This window comes from Pseudacidovorax sp. DMC4 (genome assembly GCF_056314265.1).
Map to the genome: position 1 here is coordinate 453,021 of NZ_JBQUYR010000001.1, position 21,221 is coordinate 474,241.

Annotated in this window: 16 protein-coding genes; 15 read left to right on the forward strand and 1 reads right to left on the reverse strand. The window is 70.9% G+C overall.

Annotated elements, in window-relative coordinates; genetic code table 11:
* From ACT54X_RS01970 to ACT54X_RS02020, 11 genes are all read left to right on the forward strand, one after another.
* Positions 1–2,601 carry a [protein-PII] uridylyltransferase gene (locus tag ACT54X_RS01970; RefSeq protein WP_476344699.1) on the forward strand — a complete coding sequence of 867 codons (2,601 nt, stop codon included), beginning with the start codon at positions 1–3 and terminating at the stop codon, positions 2,599–2,601.
* Positions 2,602–3,633: 1,032 nt separating this feature from the next.
* A complete protein-coding gene (gene kdpF / locus ACT54X_RS01975) occupies positions 3,634–3,732 on the forward strand; it encodes a K(+)-transporting ATPase subunit F (protein WP_017757755.1) in 99 nt (32 codons plus the stop codon).
* The gene (gene kdpA / locus ACT54X_RS01980; RefSeq protein WP_294369238.1) at positions 3,732–5,531 is read left to right on the forward strand and encodes a potassium-transporting ATPase subunit KdpA; all 1,800 of its coding nucleotides are present in this window, start codon (positions 3,732–3,734) and stop codon (positions 5,529–5,531) included. The genes kdpF and kdpA overlap by 1 nt, the downstream gene beginning before the upstream one ends.
* A gap of 10 nt (positions 5,532–5,541) precedes the next feature.
* Positions 5,542–7,713: a potassium-transporting ATPase subunit KdpB gene (kdpB, locus tag ACT54X_RS01985; RefSeq protein ID WP_476344701.1), complete on the forward strand. Its 2,172-nt coding sequence runs from the start codon at positions 5,542–5,544 to the stop codon at positions 7,711–7,713.
* 19 nt (positions 7,714–7,732) lie between these two features.
* A complete protein-coding gene (kdpC, locus tag ACT54X_RS01990) occupies positions 7,733–8,317 on the forward strand; it encodes a potassium-transporting ATPase subunit KdpC (RefSeq protein ID WP_476344702.1) in 585 nt (194 codons plus the stop codon).
* Between the two features lie 15 nt (positions 8,318–8,332).
* A complete protein-coding gene (locus ACT54X_RS01995; RefSeq protein ID WP_294369246.1) occupies positions 8,333–8,677 on the forward strand; it encodes a hypothetical protein in 345 nt (114 codons plus the stop codon).
* Between the two features lie 166 nt (positions 8,678–8,843).
* The gene (locus ACT54X_RS02000; RefSeq protein ID WP_476344704.1) at positions 8,844–9,695 is read left to right on the forward strand and encodes a TorF family putative porin; all 852 of its coding nucleotides are present in this window, start codon (positions 8,844–8,846) and stop codon (positions 9,693–9,695) included.
* A gap of 33 nt (positions 9,696–9,728) precedes the next feature.
* Complete coding sequence (locus tag ACT54X_RS02005; RefSeq protein ID WP_476344706.1) at positions 9,729–12,497, forward strand: DUF4118 domain-containing protein; 2,769 nt, start codon at positions 9,729–9,731, stop codon at positions 12,495–12,497.
* A gap of 11 nt (positions 12,498–12,508) precedes the next feature.
* Positions 12,509–13,246 (forward strand): two-component system response regulator KdpE, encoded by a 738-nt coding sequence (gene kdpE / locus ACT54X_RS02010; RefSeq protein WP_294369255.1) that lies wholly within the window; start codon positions 12,509–12,511, stop codon positions 13,244–13,246.
* A gap of 177 nt (positions 13,247–13,423) precedes the next feature.
* Entirely contained in the window at positions 13,424–14,833 is a 1,410-nt protein-coding gene (nhaA, locus tag ACT54X_RS02015) for a Na+/H+ antiporter NhaA (RefSeq protein WP_294369260.1), read from the forward strand.
* A complete protein-coding gene (locus ACT54X_RS02020) occupies positions 14,830–15,447 on the forward strand; it encodes a DNA-3-methyladenine glycosylase I (protein ID WP_294369263.1) in 618 nt (205 codons plus the stop codon). The genes nhaA and ACT54X_RS02020 overlap by 4 nt, the downstream gene beginning before the upstream one ends.
* Before the next feature lie 75 nt (positions 15,448–15,522).
* On the opposite strand, the gene ACT54X_RS02025 is transcribed toward ACT54X_RS02020, so the two are convergent.
* Positions 15,523–16,872 (reverse strand): sigma-54 interaction domain-containing protein, encoded by a 1,350-nt coding sequence (locus ACT54X_RS02025; protein WP_476344708.1) that lies wholly within the window; start codon positions 16,870–16,872, stop codon positions 15,523–15,525.
* A 205-nt stretch (positions 16,873–17,077) separates the two neighbouring features.
* On the opposite strand from ACT54X_RS02025, the gene ACT54X_RS02030 reads away from it, so the two are divergent.
* From ACT54X_RS02030 to ACT54X_RS02045, 4 genes are all read left to right on the forward strand, one after another.
* Positions 17,078–17,974, forward strand: coding sequence for an MBL fold metallo-hydrolase (locus ACT54X_RS02030; protein WP_476344710.1), 897 nt, complete (start codon positions 17,078–17,080; stop codon positions 17,972–17,974).
* A gap of 36 nt (positions 17,975–18,010) precedes the next feature.
* Complete coding sequence (locus tag ACT54X_RS02035) at positions 18,011–19,678, forward strand: bifunctional protein tyrosine phosphatase family protein/NAD(P)/FAD-dependent oxidoreductase (RefSeq protein WP_476344712.1); 1,668 nt, start codon at positions 18,011–18,013, stop codon at positions 19,676–19,678.
* 10 nt (positions 19,679–19,688) lie between these two features.
* Positions 19,689–20,510 carry a sulfite exporter TauE/SafE family protein gene (locus ACT54X_RS02040; RefSeq protein WP_476344714.1) on the forward strand — a complete coding sequence of 274 codons (822 nt, stop codon included), beginning with the start codon at positions 19,689–19,691 and terminating at the stop codon, positions 20,508–20,510.
* Positions 20,511–20,683: 173 nt separating this feature from the next.
* Positions 20,684–21,142, forward strand: a complete 459-nt coding sequence (locus tag ACT54X_RS02045; protein ID WP_476344716.1) for a DUF4124 domain-containing protein — start codon at positions 20,684–20,686, stop codon at positions 21,140–21,142.
* The last annotated feature ends 79 nt before the right edge of the window (positions 21,143–21,221 follow it).

Sequence of the window (21,221 nt, forward strand, 5' to 3'; positions counted from 1 at the left end):
ATGGGTTTCTCCGTCGCCGTCGACCTGCCTGCCAGCCTGCGCGAGCAGCTGCGCGCCGGCAAGAGTGCCGTGTTCGAGCGCCTTCTGGCGCCGCAGGGCGTGCGCAACATCCACGCCGTGCTCAAGGAGTTGGCGGCCGAGGCCGATGCCGCCTTGCGCGCCTTGTGGCAGGACGCCGGTTTCGGCGACCAGTTGGCCCTGGTGGCCGTCGGCGGCTATGGCCGTGGGGAGCTCTTTCCGTATTCGGATGTCGACGTGCTCCTGCTGCTGCCCGAGGGCGGCGAGGTCGAGCCGGCTCGGCTGGAGGCCTTCATCGGCCGTTGCTGGGACGCCGGCCTCGAAATCGGCTCCAGCGTGCGCACACTGGGCGAGTGCCTGAGCGAATCGGCGAAGGACGTCACGGTGCAGACCGCGCTGCTGGAGTCCCGCCTTGTCTGCGGAAGCAAGCGTCTGTTCGCCGCCTTCCGCAAGGCCTTCGACGAGGCCATGGACCCGCATGCCTTCTTCCTGGCCAAGTCGCAGGAGATGCGCCACCGCCACCTGAAGCACGACGGCACGCCCTATTCGCTGGAACCCAACTGCAAGGAATCGCCCGGCGGCCTGCGCGACCTGCACGCCGTGCGCTGGGTGGCGCAGGCGGCCGGCTTCGGCAAGCGCTGGGAAGACTACGCCCGCGACGGTCTGGCCACCCCCTTCGAGGTCAAGCAGATCAAGCGCAACGAGGCGCTGTTGTCGCTGATCCGTGCCCGCCTGCATGCCGTGGCCAAGCGGCGCGAGGACCGGCTGGTGTTCGACCTGCAGACGGCCGTGGCCGGGACCTTCGGCTACGAGAACGAGTCGGGCCGCCGCGCCAGCGAGGCGCTCATGCGCCGCTACTACTGGGCAGCCAAGGCGGTCACGCAGCTCACCGAGATCCTGATGCTGAACATCGCCGAGCGACTCAACCCGCAGTCGGCCACGCTCACGCGCATCAACGACCGCTTCTTCGAGAAGGGCGGCACCATCGAGGTGGCCAGCGACGACCTGTACGAGAAGGATCCGCACGCCATCCTCGAGACCTTCCTGCTCTACCAGAAGACCATCGGCGTCAACGGGCTGTCGGCGCGCACGCTGCGTGCGCTCTACAACGCCCGCGGCCGCATGGACAGCCGCTTCAGCAACGACCGGGTCAACCATGCGACCTTCATGCGGATGCTGCTGGAGCCGCGCGGCATCACGCATGCCATCCGGCTGATGAACCAGACGTCGGTGCTGGGACGCTACCTGCGCGTGTTCCGCGGCACGGTGGGGCAGATGCAGCATGACCTGTTCCACGTCTACACGGTGGACCAGCACATCCTGATGGTGCTGCGCAACGTGCGGCGCTTCTTCATCGCCGAGCATGCGCACGAGTACCCCTTCTGCTCGCAGTTGGCAGCCGGCTGGGACAAGCCGTGGATCCTGTACGTGGCGGCGCTCTTCCACGACATCGCGAAGGGCCGCGGCGGCGACCACTCCGAGCTGGGCGCGCGCGACGTGCGCCGCTTCTGCCAGAAGCACGGCATCGGGCGCGAGGACACCCGGCTGATCGAGTTCCTCGTCGCCAACCACCTGGTGATGAGCAATGTCGCTCAGAAGCAGGACCTGTCCGACCCCGAGGTGATCGGCGCCTTCGCCCAGCGCGTGGGCAGCGAGCGCTACCTGACGGCGCTCTACCTGCTGACGGTGGCCGACATCCGTGGCACGTCGCCGCGCGTGTGGAATGCCTGGAAGGGCAAGCTGCTCGAAGACACCTACCGCCGCACCTCGCGCGCGCTGGGCGGCCACCTGCCCGACCCCGACGCAGAGGTGGAGGCCCGCAAGCGCGAGGCGCTGACGCTGCTGCAGCTGCATGCCCAGCCCTTCGAGGCGCACAAGGCGCTGTGGGACACGCTGGACGTGAGCTACTTCATGCGCCACGACGCGGGCGAGATCGCCTGGCACGCCAAGAAGCTGTCGCGCTTCGTGGCGCCCAAGGGCATTCCGGCCGATCCCCATGCCAAGTCCATCGTGCGGGCGCGCCTGTCGCCGGTGGGCGAAGGGCTGCAGGTGGTGGTCTACACGCCCGACCAGCCCGACCTGTTCGCACGCATCTGCGGCTATTTCGACCAGGCGTCGTTCAGTATCCTGGACGCGCGGGTGCACACGGCCACCAACGGCTATGCGCTGGACACCTTCCAGGTGGTGACCACCTTTTTGCCCGAGCACTACCGCGAGCTGATCAGCATGGTGGAGACCAACCTGGCGCAGACGCTGGACGCCTGGGGCGAGCTGCCCGCGCCCAGCCGGGGCCGGGTGTCGCGGCGGGTGCGCAGCTTTCCCATCCAGCCGCGGGTCTATCTCACGCCGGACGAGAAGGCGCAACGCTGGCTGCTGACCATCTCGGCCAGCGACCGGGCCGGCCTGCTCTACAGCGTGGCCCGGGTCCTGGCCCGCCACCACCTGCACCTGCAACTGGCGAAGGTGACGACGCTGGGCGAGCGGGTGGAGGACAGCTTCCTGATCAGCGGTCCCGAGCTGTATGGCCAGAAGGGGCAGTTGGCGATCGAGACGGAGCTGATCGACGCGCTCGAAGCGGCCTGAGCGCGGGGGGGCAAGCGGCTGCTGTCTTCCGGTCGCGCAAGTGGCTGGAGCAGTAACCCGGCGGAGGACGTCGGCATGCGCGCTCCCGGTGCACGCTCGCGCTGACCGACTTGGCGCACAAGCTGTGTGCTCGCTGTCCATCGACGTGCTTTGGGCACTGCACGGCGCCGCGAATGGCACCTCCGCACGCACACCGCCATCCCCCGCCTCGACGCTGCGCACGAATCCCTCCAGTTCGACGCTGCGCGCGAGCCCTTCCCTTTGGGCCCGAAGGTTCACGGGATCTCTTGGGCAACTTGGGTCAGCCAACCCCGACCGTTCGGGCTGAGCCTGTCGAAGCCCCGCGCGGGCGCTGCGTCGCACCGGTCAGGGCGGGTCGGACGTTGGCGCCGCGCGCCGTCATGCCCTTCGACAAGCTCAGAGCGAACGGACTCGGAGGCCCCTGGCGGCAAATCCGGCGGTTCGGGACCAACGTCGAGGCGGGGGATGGCGGTGTGCGTGCGGAGGTGCCATTCGCGGCGCCGTGCAGTGCCCAAAGCACGTCGGTGGAGAGCGAGCACCCGTGTGGTGAGGCAAGCCGGTCAGCGCGAGCGTGCACCGGGAGCGCGCATGCCGACGTCCTCCGCCGGGTTAGCGGTACACCGCTGGTGCGCCCCGACATAGCGCGCCGCACCGAGCTGCTCTGCCCTCGGCTCGGCTCGGCTCGGCTCGGCTCGGCTCGGCTCGGCATCACCATATCCATGGCCATAACCATCGCCATACCGATGCCACCGGCCGATCGCTGAGGCAGACCCCGCGGCGCCCCCGATCGCATACCCCCGCGTCTCGATCTTTACGCCGTTTTGATACGGCACCGGCCAGTCTCTACACCGTCTTGAGGCGCCCCTTCAGACACTGCCAGCCATCGTCTTTTCGATGACTGGAGTGAGAAATGGACATCGTCTGGCTCGTCGCCATCGCCGCCCTGTGGGCCGGCATGGTGGCGCTGGTGTATGCGCTGGCCGCCATGGAGCGGCCGAACGGGAGCCGGCCATGATGTCGCTCGCCGCCCTCTACGGACTGGCCGGCACGCTGGCCGCCCTGCTGCTGGCCTACCTGGTCTATGCACTGATCCGGGCGGAGGACTTCTGATGACCGCCTCCGCCTGGACCCTCCTGGCCGTCTTCCTCGGCCTGCTGCTGCTCCTCGCCTGGCCGCTGGGCCGCTGGCTCGCCGCGCTCTGCGAAGGCCGCATGCCGCGCTGGATCGCACGCGTCGAAGCCCCGCTCTACCGCCTGGCCGGCGTGGAGCCCAATGCCTCGATGGGTTGGATGAGCTACGCCCTCGCCCTGCTCGCCTTCAATGCCCTGGGCGCCCTGGTCGTCTACGGCCTGCAACGCCTGCAGGCCCTGCTGCCGCTCAACCCGGCCGGTCTGCCGGCCGTCTCGGGCGACTCGGCCTTCAACACCGCACTCAGCTTCGCCACCAACACCAACTGGCAGGGCTACGCCGGCGAGAGCACCATGAGCTACCTCACGCAGATGCTGGCGCTGACGGTGCAGAACTTCCTCTCGGCGGCGACCGGCATCGCCGTGGCCTTCGCGCTGATCCGCGGCTTCGCGGCCCGCGGCGAGGCGGGCCGCCGCAGCGCCCGCTTCGGCGCCATCGGCAATGCCTGGGCCGATCTCACGCGGCTCACGCTGTGGCTGCTGCTGCCGATCGCCTTCGTACTGGCACTCGTCTTCGTCAGCCAGGGCACGATCCAGAACTTCGACGGCTACAAGACCGTCACGACGATCGAGGCGACCGTCTACCAGGACCCGCAGAACGGCCCCGACGGCCAGCCGCTGAAGGACGCCGCCGGCAATCCCGTCACCAAGGAAGCCACCACGCAGTCGCAGACCCTGCCCATGGGCCCCGTCGCCTCGCAGGAGGCCATCAAGATGCTGGGCACCAATGGCGGCGGCTACTTCAACGCCAACTCGGCCCATCCCTTCGAGAACCCGACGGCGCTGACCAACCTGCTGCAGATGCTGGCCATCTTCGCCATCCCGGCAGCGCTGTGCCTGGCCTTCGGCCAGGTGGTGGGCGACCGGCGCCAGGGCTGGGCGATCCTGGGTGCGATGACAGCGATCTTCGTCGTCGGCGTGATCGTCGCCACGGGCGCCGAGCAGGCCGGCAACCCACTGCTGGCCGCCCTGGGCGTGGACCCGTCGGCCGGCAACTGGGAGGGCAAGGACCTGCGCTTCGGCATCGCCGCCTCGGCCCTGTTCGCCGTGGTCACGACGGCGGCCTCATGCGGCGCGGTGATCGCCATGCACGACTCGCTCACACCGCTGGGCGGGCTGGTCACGCTGGTCATGATGCAACTGGGCGAGGTGGTGTTCGGCGGCGTGGGCTCGGGCCTGTACGGCATGCTGGTGTTCGCCATCCTGGCGGTGTTCATCGCCGGCCTCATGATCGGCCGCACGCCGGAGTACCTCGGCAAGAAGATCGAGGTCTACGAGATGAAGCTGATCGCCATCGCCATCCTGGTGACGCCCATCCTGGTGCTGCTGGGCACGGCCGTGGCGGTGAGCGTGGAGGCTGGCCGCGCCGGCATCGCCAACCCGGGGGCGCATGGCTTCTCGGAGATCCTCTACGCCTTCACCTCGGCCGCCAACAACAACGGCAGCGCCTTCGCGGGCCTGTCGGCCAACACGCCCTTCTACAACACCATGCTGGGCGTGGCCACCTGGCTGGGCCGCTTCGCCGTGATGGTGCCGGTGCTGGCCATTGCCGGCGCCCTGGCCGCCAAGCAGCGCCTGCCGGTGACGGCCGGGACGCTGCCCACCCACGGACCGCTGTTCGTGGTGCTGCTGATCGGCACGGTGCTGCTGGTCGGCCTGCTCAACTATGTGCCGGCGCTGGCCTTGGGCCCCATCGTCGAGCAGCTGATGCTCTGGAAGTGAGGCGCGCCCCATGAACAACAACACGCTTTCCCTGTTCGACGGCGCGCTGGTGCGCCCCGCGCTCGTCGCGTCCTTCACCAAGCTGAGCCCGCGCGTGCAATGGCGCAACCCGGTGATGTTCGTCGTCTACGTCGGCAGCATCCTGACCACGCTCTTGTGGGTGCACAGCCTCAACTTTCCCGGCGACACCGGCATGCGGCCCGGCTTCATCCTCGCGGTGTCGCTGTGGCTGTGGTTCACCGTGCTCTTCGCCAACTTTGCCGAGGCGCTGGCCGAGGGCCGCAGCAAGGCGCAGGCCGCCTCGCTGCGCAGCCTGCGCAAGGACACCTGGGCCAAGAAGCTCGAAGGCGCGCCGCGCGAGATGGCACGGCTGGCCGAGCAGCTGGCCCGCGTGCGTGCCGAAGGCGCCGCGCCCGAGCCCGCCACGGCCGATTCCACCAGCGCCATCTGGCGACCCGAGCGCGCCACCAACCTTCGCAAGGGTGACGTGGTGCTCGTCGAAGCCGGCGACATGATCCCGCTGGACGGTGAAGTCATCGAAGGCGTCGCCTCGGTGGACGAATCGGCCATCACCGGCGAATCGGCGCCGGTGGTGCGCGAGTCCGGCGGCGACTTCTCCTCCGTCACCGGCGGCACCCGCGTGCTGTCGGACTGGCTGGTGGTGCGCATCGGCGTCAACCCGGGCGAGTCCTTCCTGGACCGCATGATCGGCATGGTGGAAGGCGCCAAGCGCGCCCGCACGCCCAACGAGATCGCGCTGACCATCCTGCTGGTGGCGCTGACGCTGGTCTTCCTGATGGTGACGGTGACGCTGCTGCCCTATTCGCTCTTCAGCGTGCAGGCGGCGGGCACCGGCACGGTGGTGTCCATCACCGCGCTGGTGGCGCTGCTGGTGTGCCTGATCCCGACCACCATCGGCGGCCTGCTGTCGGCCGTGGGCGTGGCCGGCATGAGCCGCATGATGCAGGCCAACGTGATCGCCACCTCGGGCCGCGCCGTCGAGGCCGCGGGCGACGTGGACGTGCTGCTGCTGGACAAGACCGGCACCATCACCCACGGCAACCGCCAGGCCTCGGCCTTCCTGCCGGCGCCGGGCGTGAACAAGGCGCGCCTGGCCCATGCGGCGCAACTGGCCTCGCTGGCCGACGAAACGCCCGAGGGCCGCAGCATCGTCGAACTGGCCCGCCGCGAGGGCGTGGATGTCGCCCCCGTCGACGGCGCCGTCTTCGTGCCCTTCACCGCCCAGACGCGCATGAGCGGCGCCGACCTGCCCGCCGCCGCGCTGGACCTGGCGGGCGACCCCGTGCCGCTGCGCAAGGGCGCGGTGGAGGCCGTGCGCCGCCATGTCGAGACCCTGCGCGGCACCATGCCGCCCGAGCTGCTGCGTGCCGCCGACGAGGTGGCCCGCCGCGGCAGCACGCCGCTGGCGGTGGCCGAGGGCGCCCGCGTGCTGGGCATCGTGGAGCTCAAGGACATCGTCAAGACCGGCATCCGCGAGCGCTTCGCGCAGCTGCGGCGCATGGGCATCCGCACGGTGATGATCACGGGCGACAACAAGCTCACCGCCGCCGCCATCGCCGCAGAGGCGGGCGTGGACGACTTCCTGGCCGAGGCCACACCCGAGGACAAGCTCAAGCTGATCCGCCAGTACCAGTCCGATGGCCGCCTCGTCGCCATGACGGGCGACGGCACCAACGACGCCCCCGCCCTGGCCCAGGCCGACGTGGCCGTGGCCATGGGCAGCGGCACGCAGGCCGCCAAGGAGGCCGGCAACATGGTCGACCTGGACTCCAACCCCACCAAGCTGCTGGAGGTGGTGGAGACCGGCAAGGCCCTCTTGATGACGCGCGGCGCGCTCACCACCTTCAGCATCGCCAACGACGTGGCGAAGTACTTCGCCATCATCCCGGCCATCTTCGTGAGCACCTATCCGCAGCTGGCGGCGCTCAACGTGATGCGGCTGGAAAGCCCCTCCTCGGCCATCCTGAGCGCGGTGATCTTCAACGCGCTGATCATCGTCTTCCTCATCCCGCTGGCGCTCAAGGGCGTGCGCTACCGGCCCATCGGCGCCGCCGCGCTGCTGCGCCGCAACCTGGCCATCTACGGCCTGGGCGGCCTGCTGGTGCCCTTCGTCGGCATCAAGCTCATCGACCTGCTGCTGGCCGCGGTCGGCCTGGTCTGAACCTTTGGAGATGTCCATCATGACGAAGCAGAACCTCGTGCGTCCCTGCCTGGTGCTGTTCACGGCCCTGAGCGTGATCACCGGCGTGGTCTATCCCGTGGCCGTGACCGGCGTGGCCGGCGCGCTGTTCCCGAAGCAGGCCGCCGGCAGCCTGGTGGAGCAAAACGGCAAGGCCGTGGGCTCCGCGCTCATCGGCCAGAACTTCAGCGACCCCGGCCATTTCTGGGGCCGGCCCTCGGCCACCGCGCCGCAGCCCTACAACGGCAGCGGCTCCTCGGGCTCCAACCAGGGGCCGCTCAACCCGGCGCTGACCGATGCCGTGAAGGCCCGCGTCGAGGCCCTGCGCGCCGCCGACCCGGGCAACACGGCGCCGGTGCCGGCCGACCTGGCGACGGCCTCGGCCAGCGGGCTCGATCCGCACATCAGCCCCGAGGCGGCGCGCTACCAAGCGGCACGGGTGGCGCGGGTGCGCGGCCTGAGCGCCATCCAGGTCCAGCAACTGATCGACGCGCAGGTGCAGCGGCCCGCGCTGCCCTTCCTGGGCGAGCCGACCGTCAATGTGCTGGCGCTGAACCTGGCGCTGGACGCGCTGGCCAAGCGCTGAGCGACGAGGCCATCCATGGGCTACGCCGCCTACCGTGAGCATCCGGGCCGCCTGCTGCCCGTGCACCAGACGCGCTTCCAGGTCCTGGACGTGACGGTGCCCTGCACGGCCGCCTGCGGCATCCGCCGCGCCCTCGCCACCTGCCCCGACGCGGGCGTGCTGCGCTGCGAGCCGCTGCTGCATGAGCCGCCGACCGCGCGCCACGACGTGCTGCGCGTGCGGCTTGCCATCCGCCTGCCGGCGCTGCGCTACGCGCAGGTGCTGCACCTGCTGCTGGACACCTGCCCGACCGGCGAGATCGGCCGCCTGATCGGCTGGCGGGAACACCTCGACCGCTGCCGCCCGCGCCATGCTGGCTGACCTGCTGGCCGCCGGGCTGGCCTTCGCGGCCGTGCTGCTGCCGGCCGGGGTGGCTTGGTTGATCGTGCGCGGCTGTGAGCGCCATGCGCGCCGCCGCCGGCCGCACTGACACGGCCCACCGTTTCCGCCCTCCGTTTTTTCCTTTGCATCGACGATGCCTTCCCTCATGTCTTTTCGCGCTTCTTCCTTCTGCTTTCTCTGTACAGGCCTGATCGCCTTCGCCGCCCATGCCCAGTCCGAGACGCCGACGCCCGCCGCCGCACAGGCGCCCTCGCTCATCACTGTGAACATCTCGCTGACCACCAACTACAAGTTCCGTGGCCAGGACCAGGACGCGCTGGGCAACAACGGCTTCTACAAGACCAGCGCCGTCAAGCCCGCCGTCCAGGGCGGCTTCGACTACGCCCACGAAAGCGGCTTCTACGTCGGCAACTGGAACTCCAGCGTGAACTGGCTGGCGGGCAACTCCATCGAGAGCGACATCTACGGCGGCTACAAATTCAAGGCCGGCCCCTTCGACCTCGACTTCGGTACCCTGACCTACATCTATCCCGGCAACCGCAACGGCAACACCACCGAGCTGTACGGCGCCGCCACCTGGAGTGACGAGGCCATCGGCGCCTTCACCGTCAAGTATTCCAGCACCGTCTCCAAGGACTACTTCGGCTTCGCCAGCAACCGCACCACCGGCTGGAAGGGCCGCGGCACCGGCTACCTGAACATCGCGTACAGCAAGGAAATCTTCCCGAAGGTCACGCTGAAGGCCGCCGTCGGCTACACCGCCCTGTCCAGCGACATCCGTCGCAACACGCCCTACAAGAGCTACGTGGACTACAACGTGGGCGCCACCTACGACTTCGGCGGCGGCCTGAGCCTGACCGGCGCCATCGTCGGCGCCAACAAGAAGGACGCCTACCAAGCCACCACCGGCCAGCTCGTGCTGCCCGCCGGCACCTTCACGACCAGCGAGTCGCCCAACAAGGCACGCTTCATCGCCACGCTGACCAAGACCTTCTAAGGTCGGCCAGCCCGCTGCTAACCTGCCGACCCGATGACCGAGCGCGAACGCCCCGACCCCGACGCCCTGCTGGCCCAGATGCAGGCGCAGGAGGGGCGGGCCCGCCGGGGCCGGCTGCGCATCTACTTCGGCGCCAACGCCGGCGTGGGCAAGACCTGGTCCATGCTCAGCGCCGCCCAGCGCGAGCGCGCCGCGGGCCGCGATGTGGTGGTCGGCGTGGTCGAGACTCACGGCCGCGCCGAGACCGCCGCGCTGCTCCACGGCCTGGAGCAGTTGCCACTGCGCCAGACGCCGCACCGCGGCCATGTGCTGCGCGAGTTCGACCTGGACGCCGCCCTGGCGCGTCGCCCGCAGTTGCTGCTGGTGGACGAGCTGGCCCACAGCAACGCCCCCGGCTCGCGCCACGGCAAGCGCTGGCAGGACGTGCAGGAGCTGCTGGAGGCCGGCATCGAGGTCTGGACCGCCCTGAATGTGCAGCACCTGGAAAGCCTCAACGGCACGGTGGGCGCCATCACCGGCATCCGCGTACACGAGACCGTGCCCGACGGCGTGCTGGACGAGGCCGACGAGGTGGTGCTGGTCGATGCCACACCCGACGAGCTGCTGGCCCGCCTGGCCGCCGGCAAGGTCTATGTGCCGCATCAGGCGCGGCAGGCGCAACAGAACTTCTTCCGCAAGGGCAACCTGATCGCGCTGCGCGAGATCGCCCTGCGCCGCACGGCCGAGCATGTGGAGGACGACGTGCGCGGCTGGCGGGTGGAGCAGTCCGGCGCCCGCGCCGACGGCCAGACGCCACCGGCCTGGAACACCTCGGGCGCGCTATTGGCGGCCATCGGCCCAGGCGAAGCGGCGGCCCACACGGTGCGCGTGGCGGCGCGCATGGCCGGCCAGCTCAACGTGCGCTGGCATGCCGCCTATGTGGAGACGGCGCGGCTCGCGCGCCTGCCCGCCGCCCGGCGCGACCAGGTGCTGGCCGCGCTGCATCTGGCCGAGGAGCTGGGCGCCGAAACGGCCGTGCTCACCGACGAGGACGTGGCGGGCGCACTGGCCGCGCAGGCGCGGCGCCTCAACTGCGCCACGCTGATCCTCGGCCCTGCGGCCGGCAGCGCGGACGCGCCCGCCTGGGACCGCTGGCTGGCCCGCATCCGCCGGCCGCTGGCCGAGCGCCTGGGCCGCCGCGCGCCCGACCTGGACCTGGTCTGCGTGGGCCGCGCCGACAGCGCCCGCCGCCTGGCCCGCTCGCCCGCCGGCCTGCGCCATGCGAGCACCGAGGACGAACCCGCCCGTGCGGCGGGGCCGTGGAAAGGGCTGGCCTGCGCCGTGGCCGTCTGCGTGGGCGTGACGCTGCTGGCCACGCCCCTGTCGGGCGTGCTGGAGCTGTCGAACATCGTCATGCTCTACCTGCTCGGCGTGGTGGGCGTGGCCTGGCGCTTCGGGCGGACGCCGGCGGCCTTCGGTGCGCTGCTCAACGTGCTGGCCTTCGACTTCTTCTTCGTGCAGCCCACCTTCTCCTTCGCGGTGAGCGACGTGCAGTACGTGCTGACCTTCGCCGTCATGCTGGGCGTGGGCCTGCTGGTGGGCCAGCTCACGGCCGGGCTGCGCTTCCAGGCCGCCGTGTCGGCCAGCCGGGCGCTGCGCACGCAGTCGCTGTTCGAGCTGACGCGCGACCTGTCGGCCGCGCTGGAGCGAACACAGGTGGCGGACATCGGCGCCGCCGCCGTGCAGCGGCATTTCGGCGGCGAGGCGCTGGTGCTCACCGCCGACGCGCAGGACCGGCTGCAGCCGCCGGCCGCCGCGCCCGCGGGCTTCGACTTCAGCGTGGCCGACTGGGCCTGGCAGCATGGCCAGAGCGCAGGCCTGGGCACCGGCACGCTGTCGGCCCAGCCCTGGCACTACGTGGCGCTCAAGGCACCGATGCGGGTGCGCGGCGTGCTGGCCCTGCGACCGGCCGAGCCGCGCTGGCTGCTGGTGCCCGAACAGGCCCAGCAACTGGAGACGCTGGCCCGCCAGATCGCCATCGCCGTGGAGCGGGTGCACTATGTGGAGGTGGCGCAGCAGGCCGTGGTGGACATCGAATCCGAGCGCCTGCGCAATGCGCTGCTGGGCGCCCTGTCGCACGACGTGCGCACGCCGCTGACGGCGCTGATCGCGCTGGCCGAATCGCTGCAGCGCCTGCCCGGCGCCGATGCCTCGCCCGCCATCGGCGAGGCCACACAGGCCATCGTGGCGCAGGCCCGGGCGCTGAGCGCCCTGGTCAACAACCTGCTGGACATGGCGCGGCTCGAAAGCGGGGCGGCCGGCGGCGCTGTGAGCCTGCGGCGCGACTGGCAGTCGGTGGAGGAAGTGGTGGGCAGTGCCATCCGCGCCACGCGCTCCGTGCTGCCCGCGGGTGCCGTTCGCACGTCCCTGCCCGCCGACTTGCCGCTGGTCGAGTTCGACGCCGTGCTGCTCGAGCGCGTGCTGGTCAACCTGCTGGAGAACGCGGCCCGCTATGGCGCGCCGCCGGTGCTGATCTCGGCCCGCGCGCTGCCGCAGACGCTGCAGCTCACGGTGCGCGACCATGGCCCAGGCCTGCCCGCATCGCTGCAGGGCCAGCCGGACCCGCTCTTCGAGAAGTTCACCCGGGGCCATGCCGAGTCGGCCACGCCCGGCGTGGGCCTGGGCCTGGCCATCTGCAAGGCCATCGTGCAGGCCCATGGCGGACAGATCCATGCGGCCGATGCGGTGCCGGACGAGGCCGGCGGCGGCGCAGAATTCACCGTCGTGCTGCCGCGGCGCGACCCACCCGCCGCGCCCGCCTGAACCCTTCCGCCATGCCTGTCGCCGCCCCGCCCGCTTCCACCCCCAGCCCCACTGCCGTCGTCATCGAGGACGAGCCGCAGATCCGCCGCTTCGTGCGCGGCGCGCTGGAGGCCGAGGGCTGGCAGGTGCACGAGGCCGGTGATCTGCGCGAGGGCCTGGCCATGGCCGGCACCCGCCAGCCCGACCTGCTGGTGCTGGACCTGGGCCTGCCCGATGGCGATGGCGTCACGCTGATCCGCGATGTGCGCGGCTGGTCGGGCGTGCCGATCATCGTGCTCTCGGCCCGCAGCGACGAGGCCGACAAGATCGCCGCACTGGACGCCGGCGCCGACGACTACCTCACCAAGCCCTTCGGCACCGGCGAGCTGCTGGCGCGCGTGCGGGCCAACCTGCGACGGCCCCGCGCGGTGGGCGAGACGCCGGCCGATCCCGTGTTCCGTTTCGGCGAAGGCGAAGGCGCGGTCGAAGTCGACCGCCTGGCGCGACAGGTGCGCCGCAACGGGCAATTGCTGCACCTCACGCCCACCGAATACCGCCTGCTGTGCACGCTGATCGCCAATGCCGGCCGCGTGCTGACCCATCGCCAGCTGCTGCGTGAGGTGTGGGGCCCATCGCATGCCGAACAGAGCCACTACCTGCGCGTCTACATGGGCCATCTGCGGCAGAAGCTGGAACTGGACCCGGCTCAGCCGCGGCACCTGTTGACAGAGACCGGCGTGGGCTACCGGCTGGTGCTGCAGCCAGGCTAATGCCAATTCGGCCCGGGCGGACGTGGGACAGGCCGCACACGCGACACCGGCAGGCGCGGTCAGGAACGCAAACGCGGCCGGGCTATCATGATTGGCTGGGTGCGAGGCGCAGACGGGCGCCACGCAGGAGTCGCGAAGGTCGGGCCGCCTCGCGGATTGCTCCTGGAGATCCGTCCCATGCATCGGACCGTCGCCCCCCACGCCCTTCCGCGCGCACAGCGCATCGCCCAACGCGCCTTTGCGGCCTTCGAACGCTTTCTCCACATCGAAGCCGTCAGCGGCATCGTGCTGCTGGCTGCGGCCGCCTTCGCCCTGCTGTGGGCCAACTCGGAATGGCGGGACAGCTACGACGCGCTGTGGCACCTGCCCGTGGGCGTGGCCGTCGGTGCCTGGTCAGCGGCGCCCTCGCTGCACTTCTGGATCAACGACGGCCTGATGACGCTGTTCTTCCTGGTCGTAGGCATGGAGATCCGCCGCGAGATCCACGAAGGCGCGCTCTCCAACCTGCGGCAGGCGCTGCTGCCCATCGGCGCCGCGCTGGGCGGCGTGGCCGTTCCGGCGCTGCTGTATCTGGCGCTCAACCACGACCCGGTGCGGCAATCCGGCTGGGCCGTGCCCACGGCCACCGACATCGCTTTCGCCGTCGGCGTGCTCGCCCTGCTGGGGCGCGGCATTCCGGGCAACGTGCGCGTCTTCCTGCTGGCCCTGGCCATCATCGACGACGTGATCGCGGTGCTGATCATCGCCCTCTTCTACTCCGGCGGACTGGCGCCGGCCGGCTTCGCGGTGGCGGCCATTGGGGTGCTGATGGTGCTGGGCCTGCAGCGCATCGGTGCCGGCTCGGCCTGGGCCTATGTGCTGCCGGGCGCGGTGCTGTGGGGCGGCATCCTGATGACCGGCGCGCACCCGACCCTGGCCGGCGTGGTGCTGGGCCTGATGACGCCCGTGCGTCCCGGCCGCCTGGGCCAGCCGGCGCAGGCGCTGATCGACGAGGCGGCGGCCCGGCTGCGCAGCGCGGCCGCCGATGCGCGCCTGGGCGCCGCGCCGGCCGCGCTGCTGCATCCGCGGCGCCAGCTGCTGCAGGCCCAGCGCGAGCTCGTGCCGCCGGTCTCGCGCGTGCAGATGACGCTGCATCCCTGGGTCGCCTTCGGCGTGATGCCCATCTTCGCGCTGGCCAATGCCGGCGTGCACCTGGGCGGTGGCGGCGGCGATGCCGGCGCGGCGGTCTGGGTGATGGCGGGGGTGATGGTGGCCCTGGTGGCCGGCAAGCCGCTGGGCGTCGTCGGCGCGAGCTGGCTCATGGTGCGCAGCGGCCTGTGCCGGCTGCCGCCTGGCGTGGACTGGGGCGGCATCTGGCTGGTGGGCCTGCTGGCCGGCATCGGCTTCACCATGTCCATCTTCATCGCCATGCTGGCCTTTGCAGACCCAGACCTGCTGGCCGCCGCCAAGCTGGGCGTGCTGGGTGCCTCGGTGGTGGCGGCCGTGCTGGGGCTGGGCTGGGGCGCGGTGTATCGTCGCCGCGCAGCGCGGACGGACGCCGTGCCGCACGACCTTTCCCACCCCTCCCTGGCCGACGACCGCCCATGATGACCACCCTGCCCGGCCCTGACGGCCACGAACGCTGCCGCTGGTGCGCCGCCACGCCACAGTACGGCGCCTACCACGACGACGAATGGGGCTACCCCGTGGCCGACGACCGGCGCCTCTTCGAGAAGCTGTGCCTGGAAGGCTTCCAGTCCGGCCTGAGCTGGCTGACCATCCTGAACAAGCGCGAGAACTTCCGCGCCGCCTTCCACGGCTTCGACATCGCGCGCGTGGCCGCCTTCGGCGAGTCGGATGTCGAGCGGCTGCTGCAGGACGCGGGCATCGTGCGCCACCGCGGCAAGATCGAGGCGGCCATCCACAACGCCCGCTGCGCGCAGGAACTCATCGCCCGCGAAGGCTCGCTGGCCGCCTATGTGTGGCGGCACGAGGTGCCGGCCGATCGCGGCGATGGCGTGACGGTGCGCGCCACCTCGCCCGCCTCCATCGCCATGTCCAAGGACCTCAAGAAGCGCGGCTGGAAGTTCGTCGGCCCCACCACGGTGTACGCATTCATGCAGGCGATGGGACTGGTCAACGACCATGCGGCGGGCTGCGCCTTCCGCGAGAAGGCGGTGCAGGCGCGGGCGCGCTTCCAGCCACCCACGGGCCGCGGCTGAACGGCTGCGGCTGAGCGCCGGCCGCGACGTCGCGTCGCCCTGTCCCGCCCGCAGGCGCGTGGTTTGATGAGGCGCTCAGTCGGCGGGCGGCGCGACCCCCAGGGCCTTGAGCCGCCGATAGAGGGTGCGTTCGCTCAGGCCCAGCTGCTGCGCCAGGGCCTTGCGGCTGAGGCCGCGGTCGGCGGCCAGGCGCTGCAGTTCGGCGTCGCTCGGGCCGGAGGCCCAGGGCGCGGCGGCGACTGCGCCTGTCGCCGATGCTGCACCCGCCTGGGTGGCGGCGAGGAGCGCATCCGGCAGGTGCTCCTCGCGCACCTCGCCACCATCGGCCAGCAGCTTGGCGCGCTCGATCACGTTGCGCAGCTCGCGCACGTTGCCGGGCCAGGCGTAGCGCGCCAGCCGCGCCATGGCGGCCGCGTCGATGCGCCAGGCGTTCAGGGGCGACTCCTGCTGCAGCAGGGTCTGCACCAGCACCGGCAGGTCCTCCACCCGCTCGCGCAGCGGCGGCAGATGGATGGGAAAGGCGCTCAGACGGAAGTACAGGTCCTTGCGGAAGCGGCCGGCCTGCATCATGGCCTCCAGCGGCAGATGGGTGGCAGCGACCAGCCGCACGTCCGCCCGCTGCATCTGCACGGCGCCCACGCGGCGGAAGGTGCCGCTTTCCAGCAGGCGCAGCAGCTTGACCTGCAGCGCCAGCGGCACGTCGCCGATCTCGTCCAGGAAGAGCGTGCCGCCCTCGGCCGTCTCGACCAGTCCGGCCTTGCGCGCATGGGCGCCCGTGAAGGCGCCCTTCTCGTAGCCGAAGAGCTCGCTCTCGAACAGCGTCTCGGTCAGGCCCGAGCAGTCCACGATGACGAACGGCCCCTGCGCGCGGTCGCTCGTCTCGTGCACGGCCCGGGCGAAGAGCTCCTTGCCCGTGCCCGATTCGCCCTGCAGCAGCACGGGCAGCCGCGAGGGCGCCACACGCTGCACGGCCGAAAGGGCCTTGTTGAAGGCGGCCGAATGGCCGATGAGCCGCGCACGGCTGGCCTGGGGCGAGGCATGGCGCAGCGCGGTCAGCCGCTCCACATAGGCGGCGATGGTGCCGTCGGCGGCCAGGATGGGCCGCAGTTCCACATCCACATGCTCCGGGCCGCGCGGCGTGTGATGCACATGGAGCACGCGGTCGGGCGCGCGGGTGTCGCGGGCATGCTTCATCGGGCAGTGCTCGCCCGACTGGTCGCAGGGGGCGTCGTAGCCGTGCGAGACCCGGTAGCACTTCTGCCCGAGGAAGGGGCGCGCCTTGACGCCGAACTGCCGGCGATAGGCCGCGTTGCCCGCCAGGATGGTGTAGTCCGGGTCCATCACGATGGTGGGCACGGCGTCGTGCTCCAGGTAGTTGACCAGGCTGTCGATGGCGGGAGCGGCGGGCGCGGGCGACGGGGACATGGGGCATTCCTTGTGCAAGGCTGCCATTCTGGCGGTGCCAGGATGGCAGCTCAACTGCCATGACAGGCGCAGCCGCGCCATCGCGCCGTGTCACCCCGCGCAAGAAATTCTTTTATCTCCACCACTTGCGCGTTTTCCTCGGCGGGCGGCCGCGTGGCATGGATATTGGATTGATCCAGGGCAAACCATCTGCCAAGGAGACGCCATGCCATCCGCTGCCACCCTGCATATCGAGCATTTCTTCGACCCGGACACCTGGACGCTGAGCTATCTGGTGCTCGATCCCGCCACGTACCAATGTGCCCTGGTGGACAGCGTGCTCGGCTACGACCCCAAATCGGGCCGCACCTCCCACGCGCCCGCCGACCGCCTCATCGCCCGGGTTCGCGAGCTGGGCGCCACGGTGGCCTGGATCCTGGAAACGCATGTGCATGCCGACCACCTCACGGCCGCGCCCTACCTGCAGCAGCAACTGGGCGGGCGCATCGGCATCGGCAACCGCATCACGCGCGTGCAGCAGGTCTTCGGCGCACTGTTCAACGCGGGCGAAGGCTTCGCCAGCGACGGCCGGCAGTTCGACCACCGGTTCGAGGATGGCGAGGCCTTCCAGGTCGGCAAGCTGCAGGTGGAGGCCATGCACACGCCGGGCCACACGCCCGCCTGCATGACCTACGTCGTGCGCTCCGGCCCCGGCGAGGACGCCGACATCGCGGCCTTCGTGGGCGACACGCTGTTCATGCCCGACTACGGCACGGCCCGCTGCGACTTTCCGGGCGGGGATGCGCACACGCTGTTCCGCTCCGTCCGCCGGGTGCTGACCCTGCCGCCACGCACGCGGCTGTACATGTGCCACGACTACCAGCCCGGCGGCCGCCCGCTGCAGTGGGTGAGCACGGTGGCCGAGCAGCGCACGCACAACGTCCATGTGCACGACGGCATCGACGAGGACCACTTCGTCGCCATGCGCCGGGCGCGGGACGCGACGCTGGCCATGCCGGTGCTGATCCTGCCCTCGGTGCAGGTCAACATGCGCGCCGGCCACCTGCCCGAGCCGGAGGCCGATGGCCGGCGCTACCTGAAGATCCCGGTGGATGCCCTCTGAGCACCACCGCCCGGACGCCCCACCAGGAGACACGCCATGGACATCAGGACCCTGAACGCCGAAATCGCCGTCGGCCCGCAGATCACGCCCGCCGACGTCGCCGCGCTAGCCGCCGCGGGCTACCGCGCGATCCTCTGCAACCGCCCGGACGGCGAAGGTGCCGACCAGCCCGGCTTCGCAGAGATCGCCCAGGCCGCGCAGGCTTGCGGCCTGCCGGTGCATCACCTGCCGGTCGAATCGGGCACGGTGCGCGACGAGGACGCCCAGGCCTTCGGCGTGCTGCTGGCCAGCCTGCCCAAGCCGGTGTTCGCCTACTGCCGCACAGGCACGCGCTCGGCCACGCTGTGGGCGCTGTCGCAGGCCACGAAGCTGACGCTGCCCGAGATCCTGCAGCGCGCCCGCTCGGCCGGCTATGACCTGCAGGCCGTGGTCCGCCGCGTGGCCAACGGCGGCCAGACGCCCAGCGATGCGATCGATGCCACGCACGACATCGTCATCGTGGGCGGCGGCGCCGCCGGCGCGGCCGTGGCGGCCAGCCTGCTTGCGCGCCGCCGCGACCTGGACATCGCCATCATCGACCCGGCCGAGGTGCACTACTACCAGCCCGGCTGGACCATGGTGGGCGCCGGCGTGTTCAAGCCCGAGGTGACGGCGCGCACCATGGCGTCGGTGCTGCCGCGCGGCGTGCGCTGGCTCAAGGGTGCCGTGGCCGCCTTCGAGCCCGAGCGCGACGCCGTCGTGCTCGACGGCTGCCGCGTCGTGCGCTACCGGCAGCTGGTGGTCTGCCCAGGGCTCAAGCTCGACTGGCAGGCCATTCCCGGCCTGCCCGAGACGCTGGGCCGCCATGGCGTGACCTCCAACTACCGCTACGACCTGGCGCCCTACACCTGGGAGCTGGTGCAGCGGCTGCGCGGCGGCAAGGCCGTCTTCACCCAGCCGCCCATGCCCATCAAGTGCGCGGGCGCGCCGCAGAAGGCGATGTACCTGTCGGCCGACCACTGGCGGCGCCAGGGCGTGCTGGACCAGGTCGACATCGATTTCTGCAATGCAGGCGCGGTGCTCTTCGGCGTGGCCGACTACGTGCCCGCGCTGATGGAATACATCGCGGCCTACGGCGTGCACCTGAACTTCGGCCACCAGCTGGTGGCGGTGGACGGGCCGGCCCGGCGGGCCACCTTCATCCACACGCATGCGGACGGTCGGAAGGAAGCCGTGCTGAAGGACTTCGACCTGCTGCATATGGTGCCGCCACAGACCGCCCCCGACTTCGTGCGCGTGAGCCCGCTGGCCGACGCGGCCGGCTGGGTGGACGTGGACCCGGCCACGCTGCGCCACAAGCGCCATGCCAACATCTTCGCGCTGGGCGACTGTGCCAACACCACCAACGCCAAGACTGCTGCCGCGGCGCGCAAGCAGGCGCCGGTGGTGGCGCACAACCTGCTGGCTGCGCTGGGCCACGCCAAGGGCGAGGCGCGCTACGACGGCTACGGCTCCTGTCCGCTCACTGTGGAGCGCGGCAAGATCGTGCTGGCCGAATTCGTCTACGGCGGCAAGGTGGCGCCGACCTTTCCGAACTGGCTGATCGACGGTACGCGTCCATCGACGCTGGCCTGGTACCTGAAGGACCGGGTACTGCCGCCGATGTACTGGTCCGGCATGCTCAAGGGCCGCGAATGGCTGGCCGAGCCGGCCCTGACCGAGTGAGGGTGGCGCCATGACTGCCCTGCTCATCAGCCTGTCGATGGGCGCCGCCGTGGGCCTGATGCTGGCCCTCAGCGGCGCGGGAGGCGGCATCCTGGCGGTGCCGCTGTTGGTCTTCGGCCTGCACCTGAGCATGGTGCAGGCGGCGCCGGTGGGCCTGATCGCGGTGGGGCTGGCCTCGGCCCTGGGGGCGGTGCTGGCGCTGCGCGAGGGCAAGGTGCGCTACCGCGCCGCGGCCATCATCGGCGTGACGGGCATGGCCTTCGCGCCGTTGGGCGTGATGCTGGCGCACCGGCTGCCCAATGCGCCGCTGATGGTGGGCTTCTCGCTGGTGCTGGCCTGGGTGGCGGTGCGCAGCATCCGGCAGTCGCTGGCGCCCGTGCCGGCCGGGCCTTCCGCGCCGTCTGCGCTGCAGGTGTGCCGGCTCGATCCGGTGCGTGGGCAGCTGCGGCTGGTGTCGCCCTGCGTTCTCGCGCTGGGCGCCACCGGCGCGCTCTCGGGCCTGCTGAGCGGGCTGCTGGGCGTGGGTGGCGGCTTCGTCATCGTGCCGATGCTGGGCGCCTTCTCCAATGTACCGATCCGCGGCATCGTCGCCACCTCGCTGGCCGTGATCGCACTGGTGTCGGTGGGCGGCGTGGCCGGCGCCGCCTCGCAGGGCGCCGTCGCCTGGGACGTGGCCCTGCCCTTCGCCGCCGGCGCCGTGCTGGCCTTGCTGGCCGGCCGCCGCCTGGGCGCGCGGCTGGCGGGGGCGCGACTGCAGCAGGCCTTCGGCGCAACGGCCGCCGCGGTCGCGGTGCTGGTGTTGCTGCGCGGGCTGGGGGTGTTGGCGCTGTAGGGAGGCCAGGAATCGCACCGCGGCAGCCGGCTGGCGCTGGGGTAGCCGGTGGGGGACTCCTCAGCAGCGGCATGGACACCTATGGCGTTGCTGCGACGGTCGTCGCTGCGGCGCTCCGTCGAATGGATGAAGCCTTCGCGCCAAGCAGTCTCCGGCCGTGTGAGACTGGCACGATGAATCGCGCCTTGCTGCTTCTCGTACCCCTGACGGCGCTGGTCCTCACGGCGCCACCCGTGCACGCCCAAAAGGCGGTCTACAAATGCGTCACTCAGGGCAAAGTCGAATACAGCCACACGCCATGCGTCGGCGCCATCGAGATCGATGCCACCCCCACCCAGGGCGCCGACCGCTGGAGCGGCCAAAGCCGCAAGGGCCGGGACGTCCAGCGACTGGAATTCAACGAGCAGATGGGCCGGGCTGTGCGCCCCTTGACCGGCATGGACGATGCCCAATGGAAGACCGCCACCCACCGCCAGGCGCTCAGCCCTTCGGCCCGGCAGGAATGCGATCGACTGGACCCGATGCTGGCCGCGCAGAGAAGCCGGACCGACGCTGCGACAGTCGAAGAACGTGGCCGTGCCGATGTCCGCCTATGGCAGTTGAGACGCAGGTTCGCCGATCTTGACTGCTGAAGCCTAGCTTGCTGGCGGTGTCGGAGCATCCAGCGAAGCGGACGCGACCGCCTCGCCAACTCCTGAGTGCTGCGCGCCC

Coding starts and splice junctions, on each gene's coding strand:
- ACT54X_RS02005 (WP_476344706.1), top strand. CDS start 9,729: ATGACCGAGCGCGAACGCCCCGACCCCGACGCCCTGCTGGCCCAGATG.
- ACT54X_RS02035 (WP_476344712.1), top strand. CDS start 18,011: ATGGACATCAGGACCCTGAACGCCGAAATCGCCGTCGGCCCGCAGATC.
- kdpE (WP_294369255.1), top strand. CDS start 12,509: ATGCCTGTCGCCGCCCCGCCCGCTTCCACCCCCAGCCCCACTGCCGTC.
- nhaA (WP_294369260.1), top strand. CDS start 13,424: ATGCATCGGACCGTCGCCCCCCACGCCCTTCCGCGCGCACAGCGCATC.
- ACT54X_RS02000 (WP_476344704.1), top strand. CDS start 8,844: ATGTCTTTTCGCGCTTCTTCCTTCTGCTTTCTCTGTACAGGCCTGATC.
- ACT54X_RS01970 (WP_476344699.1), top strand. CDS start 1: ATGGGTTTCTCCGTCGCCGTCGACCTGCCTGCCAGCCTGCGCGAGCAG.
- ACT54X_RS02025 (WP_476344708.1), bottom strand. CDS start 16,872: ATGTCCCCGTCGCCCGCGCCCGCCGCTCCCGCCATCGACAGCCTGGTC.
- ACT54X_RS01995 (WP_294369246.1), top strand. CDS start 8,333: ATGGGCTACGCCGCCTACCGTGAGCATCCGGGCCGCCTGCTGCCCGTG.
- ACT54X_RS02020 (WP_294369263.1), top strand. CDS start 14,830: ATGATGACCACCCTGCCCGGCCCTGACGGCCACGAACGCTGCCGCTGG.
- ACT54X_RS02040 (WP_476344714.1), top strand. CDS start 19,689: ATGACTGCCCTGCTCATCAGCCTGTCGATGGGCGCCGCCGTGGGCCTG.
- kdpA (WP_294369238.1), top strand. CDS start 3,732: ATGACCGCCTCCGCCTGGACCCTCCTGGCCGTCTTCCTCGGCCTGCTG.
- kdpB (WP_476344701.1), top strand. CDS start 5,542: ATGAACAACAACACGCTTTCCCTGTTCGACGGCGCGCTGGTGCGCCCC.
- ACT54X_RS02030 (WP_476344710.1), top strand. CDS start 17,078: ATGCCATCCGCTGCCACCCTGCATATCGAGCATTTCTTCGACCCGGAC.
- ACT54X_RS02045 (WP_476344716.1), top strand. CDS start 20,684: ATGAATCGCGCCTTGCTGCTTCTCGTACCCCTGACGGCGCTGGTCCTC.
- kdpF (WP_017757755.1), top strand. CDS start 3,634: ATGATGTCGCTCGCCGCCCTCTACGGACTGGCCGGCACGCTGGCCGCC.
- kdpC (WP_476344702.1), top strand. CDS start 7,733: ATGACGAAGCAGAACCTCGTGCGTCCCTGCCTGGTGCTGTTCACGGCC.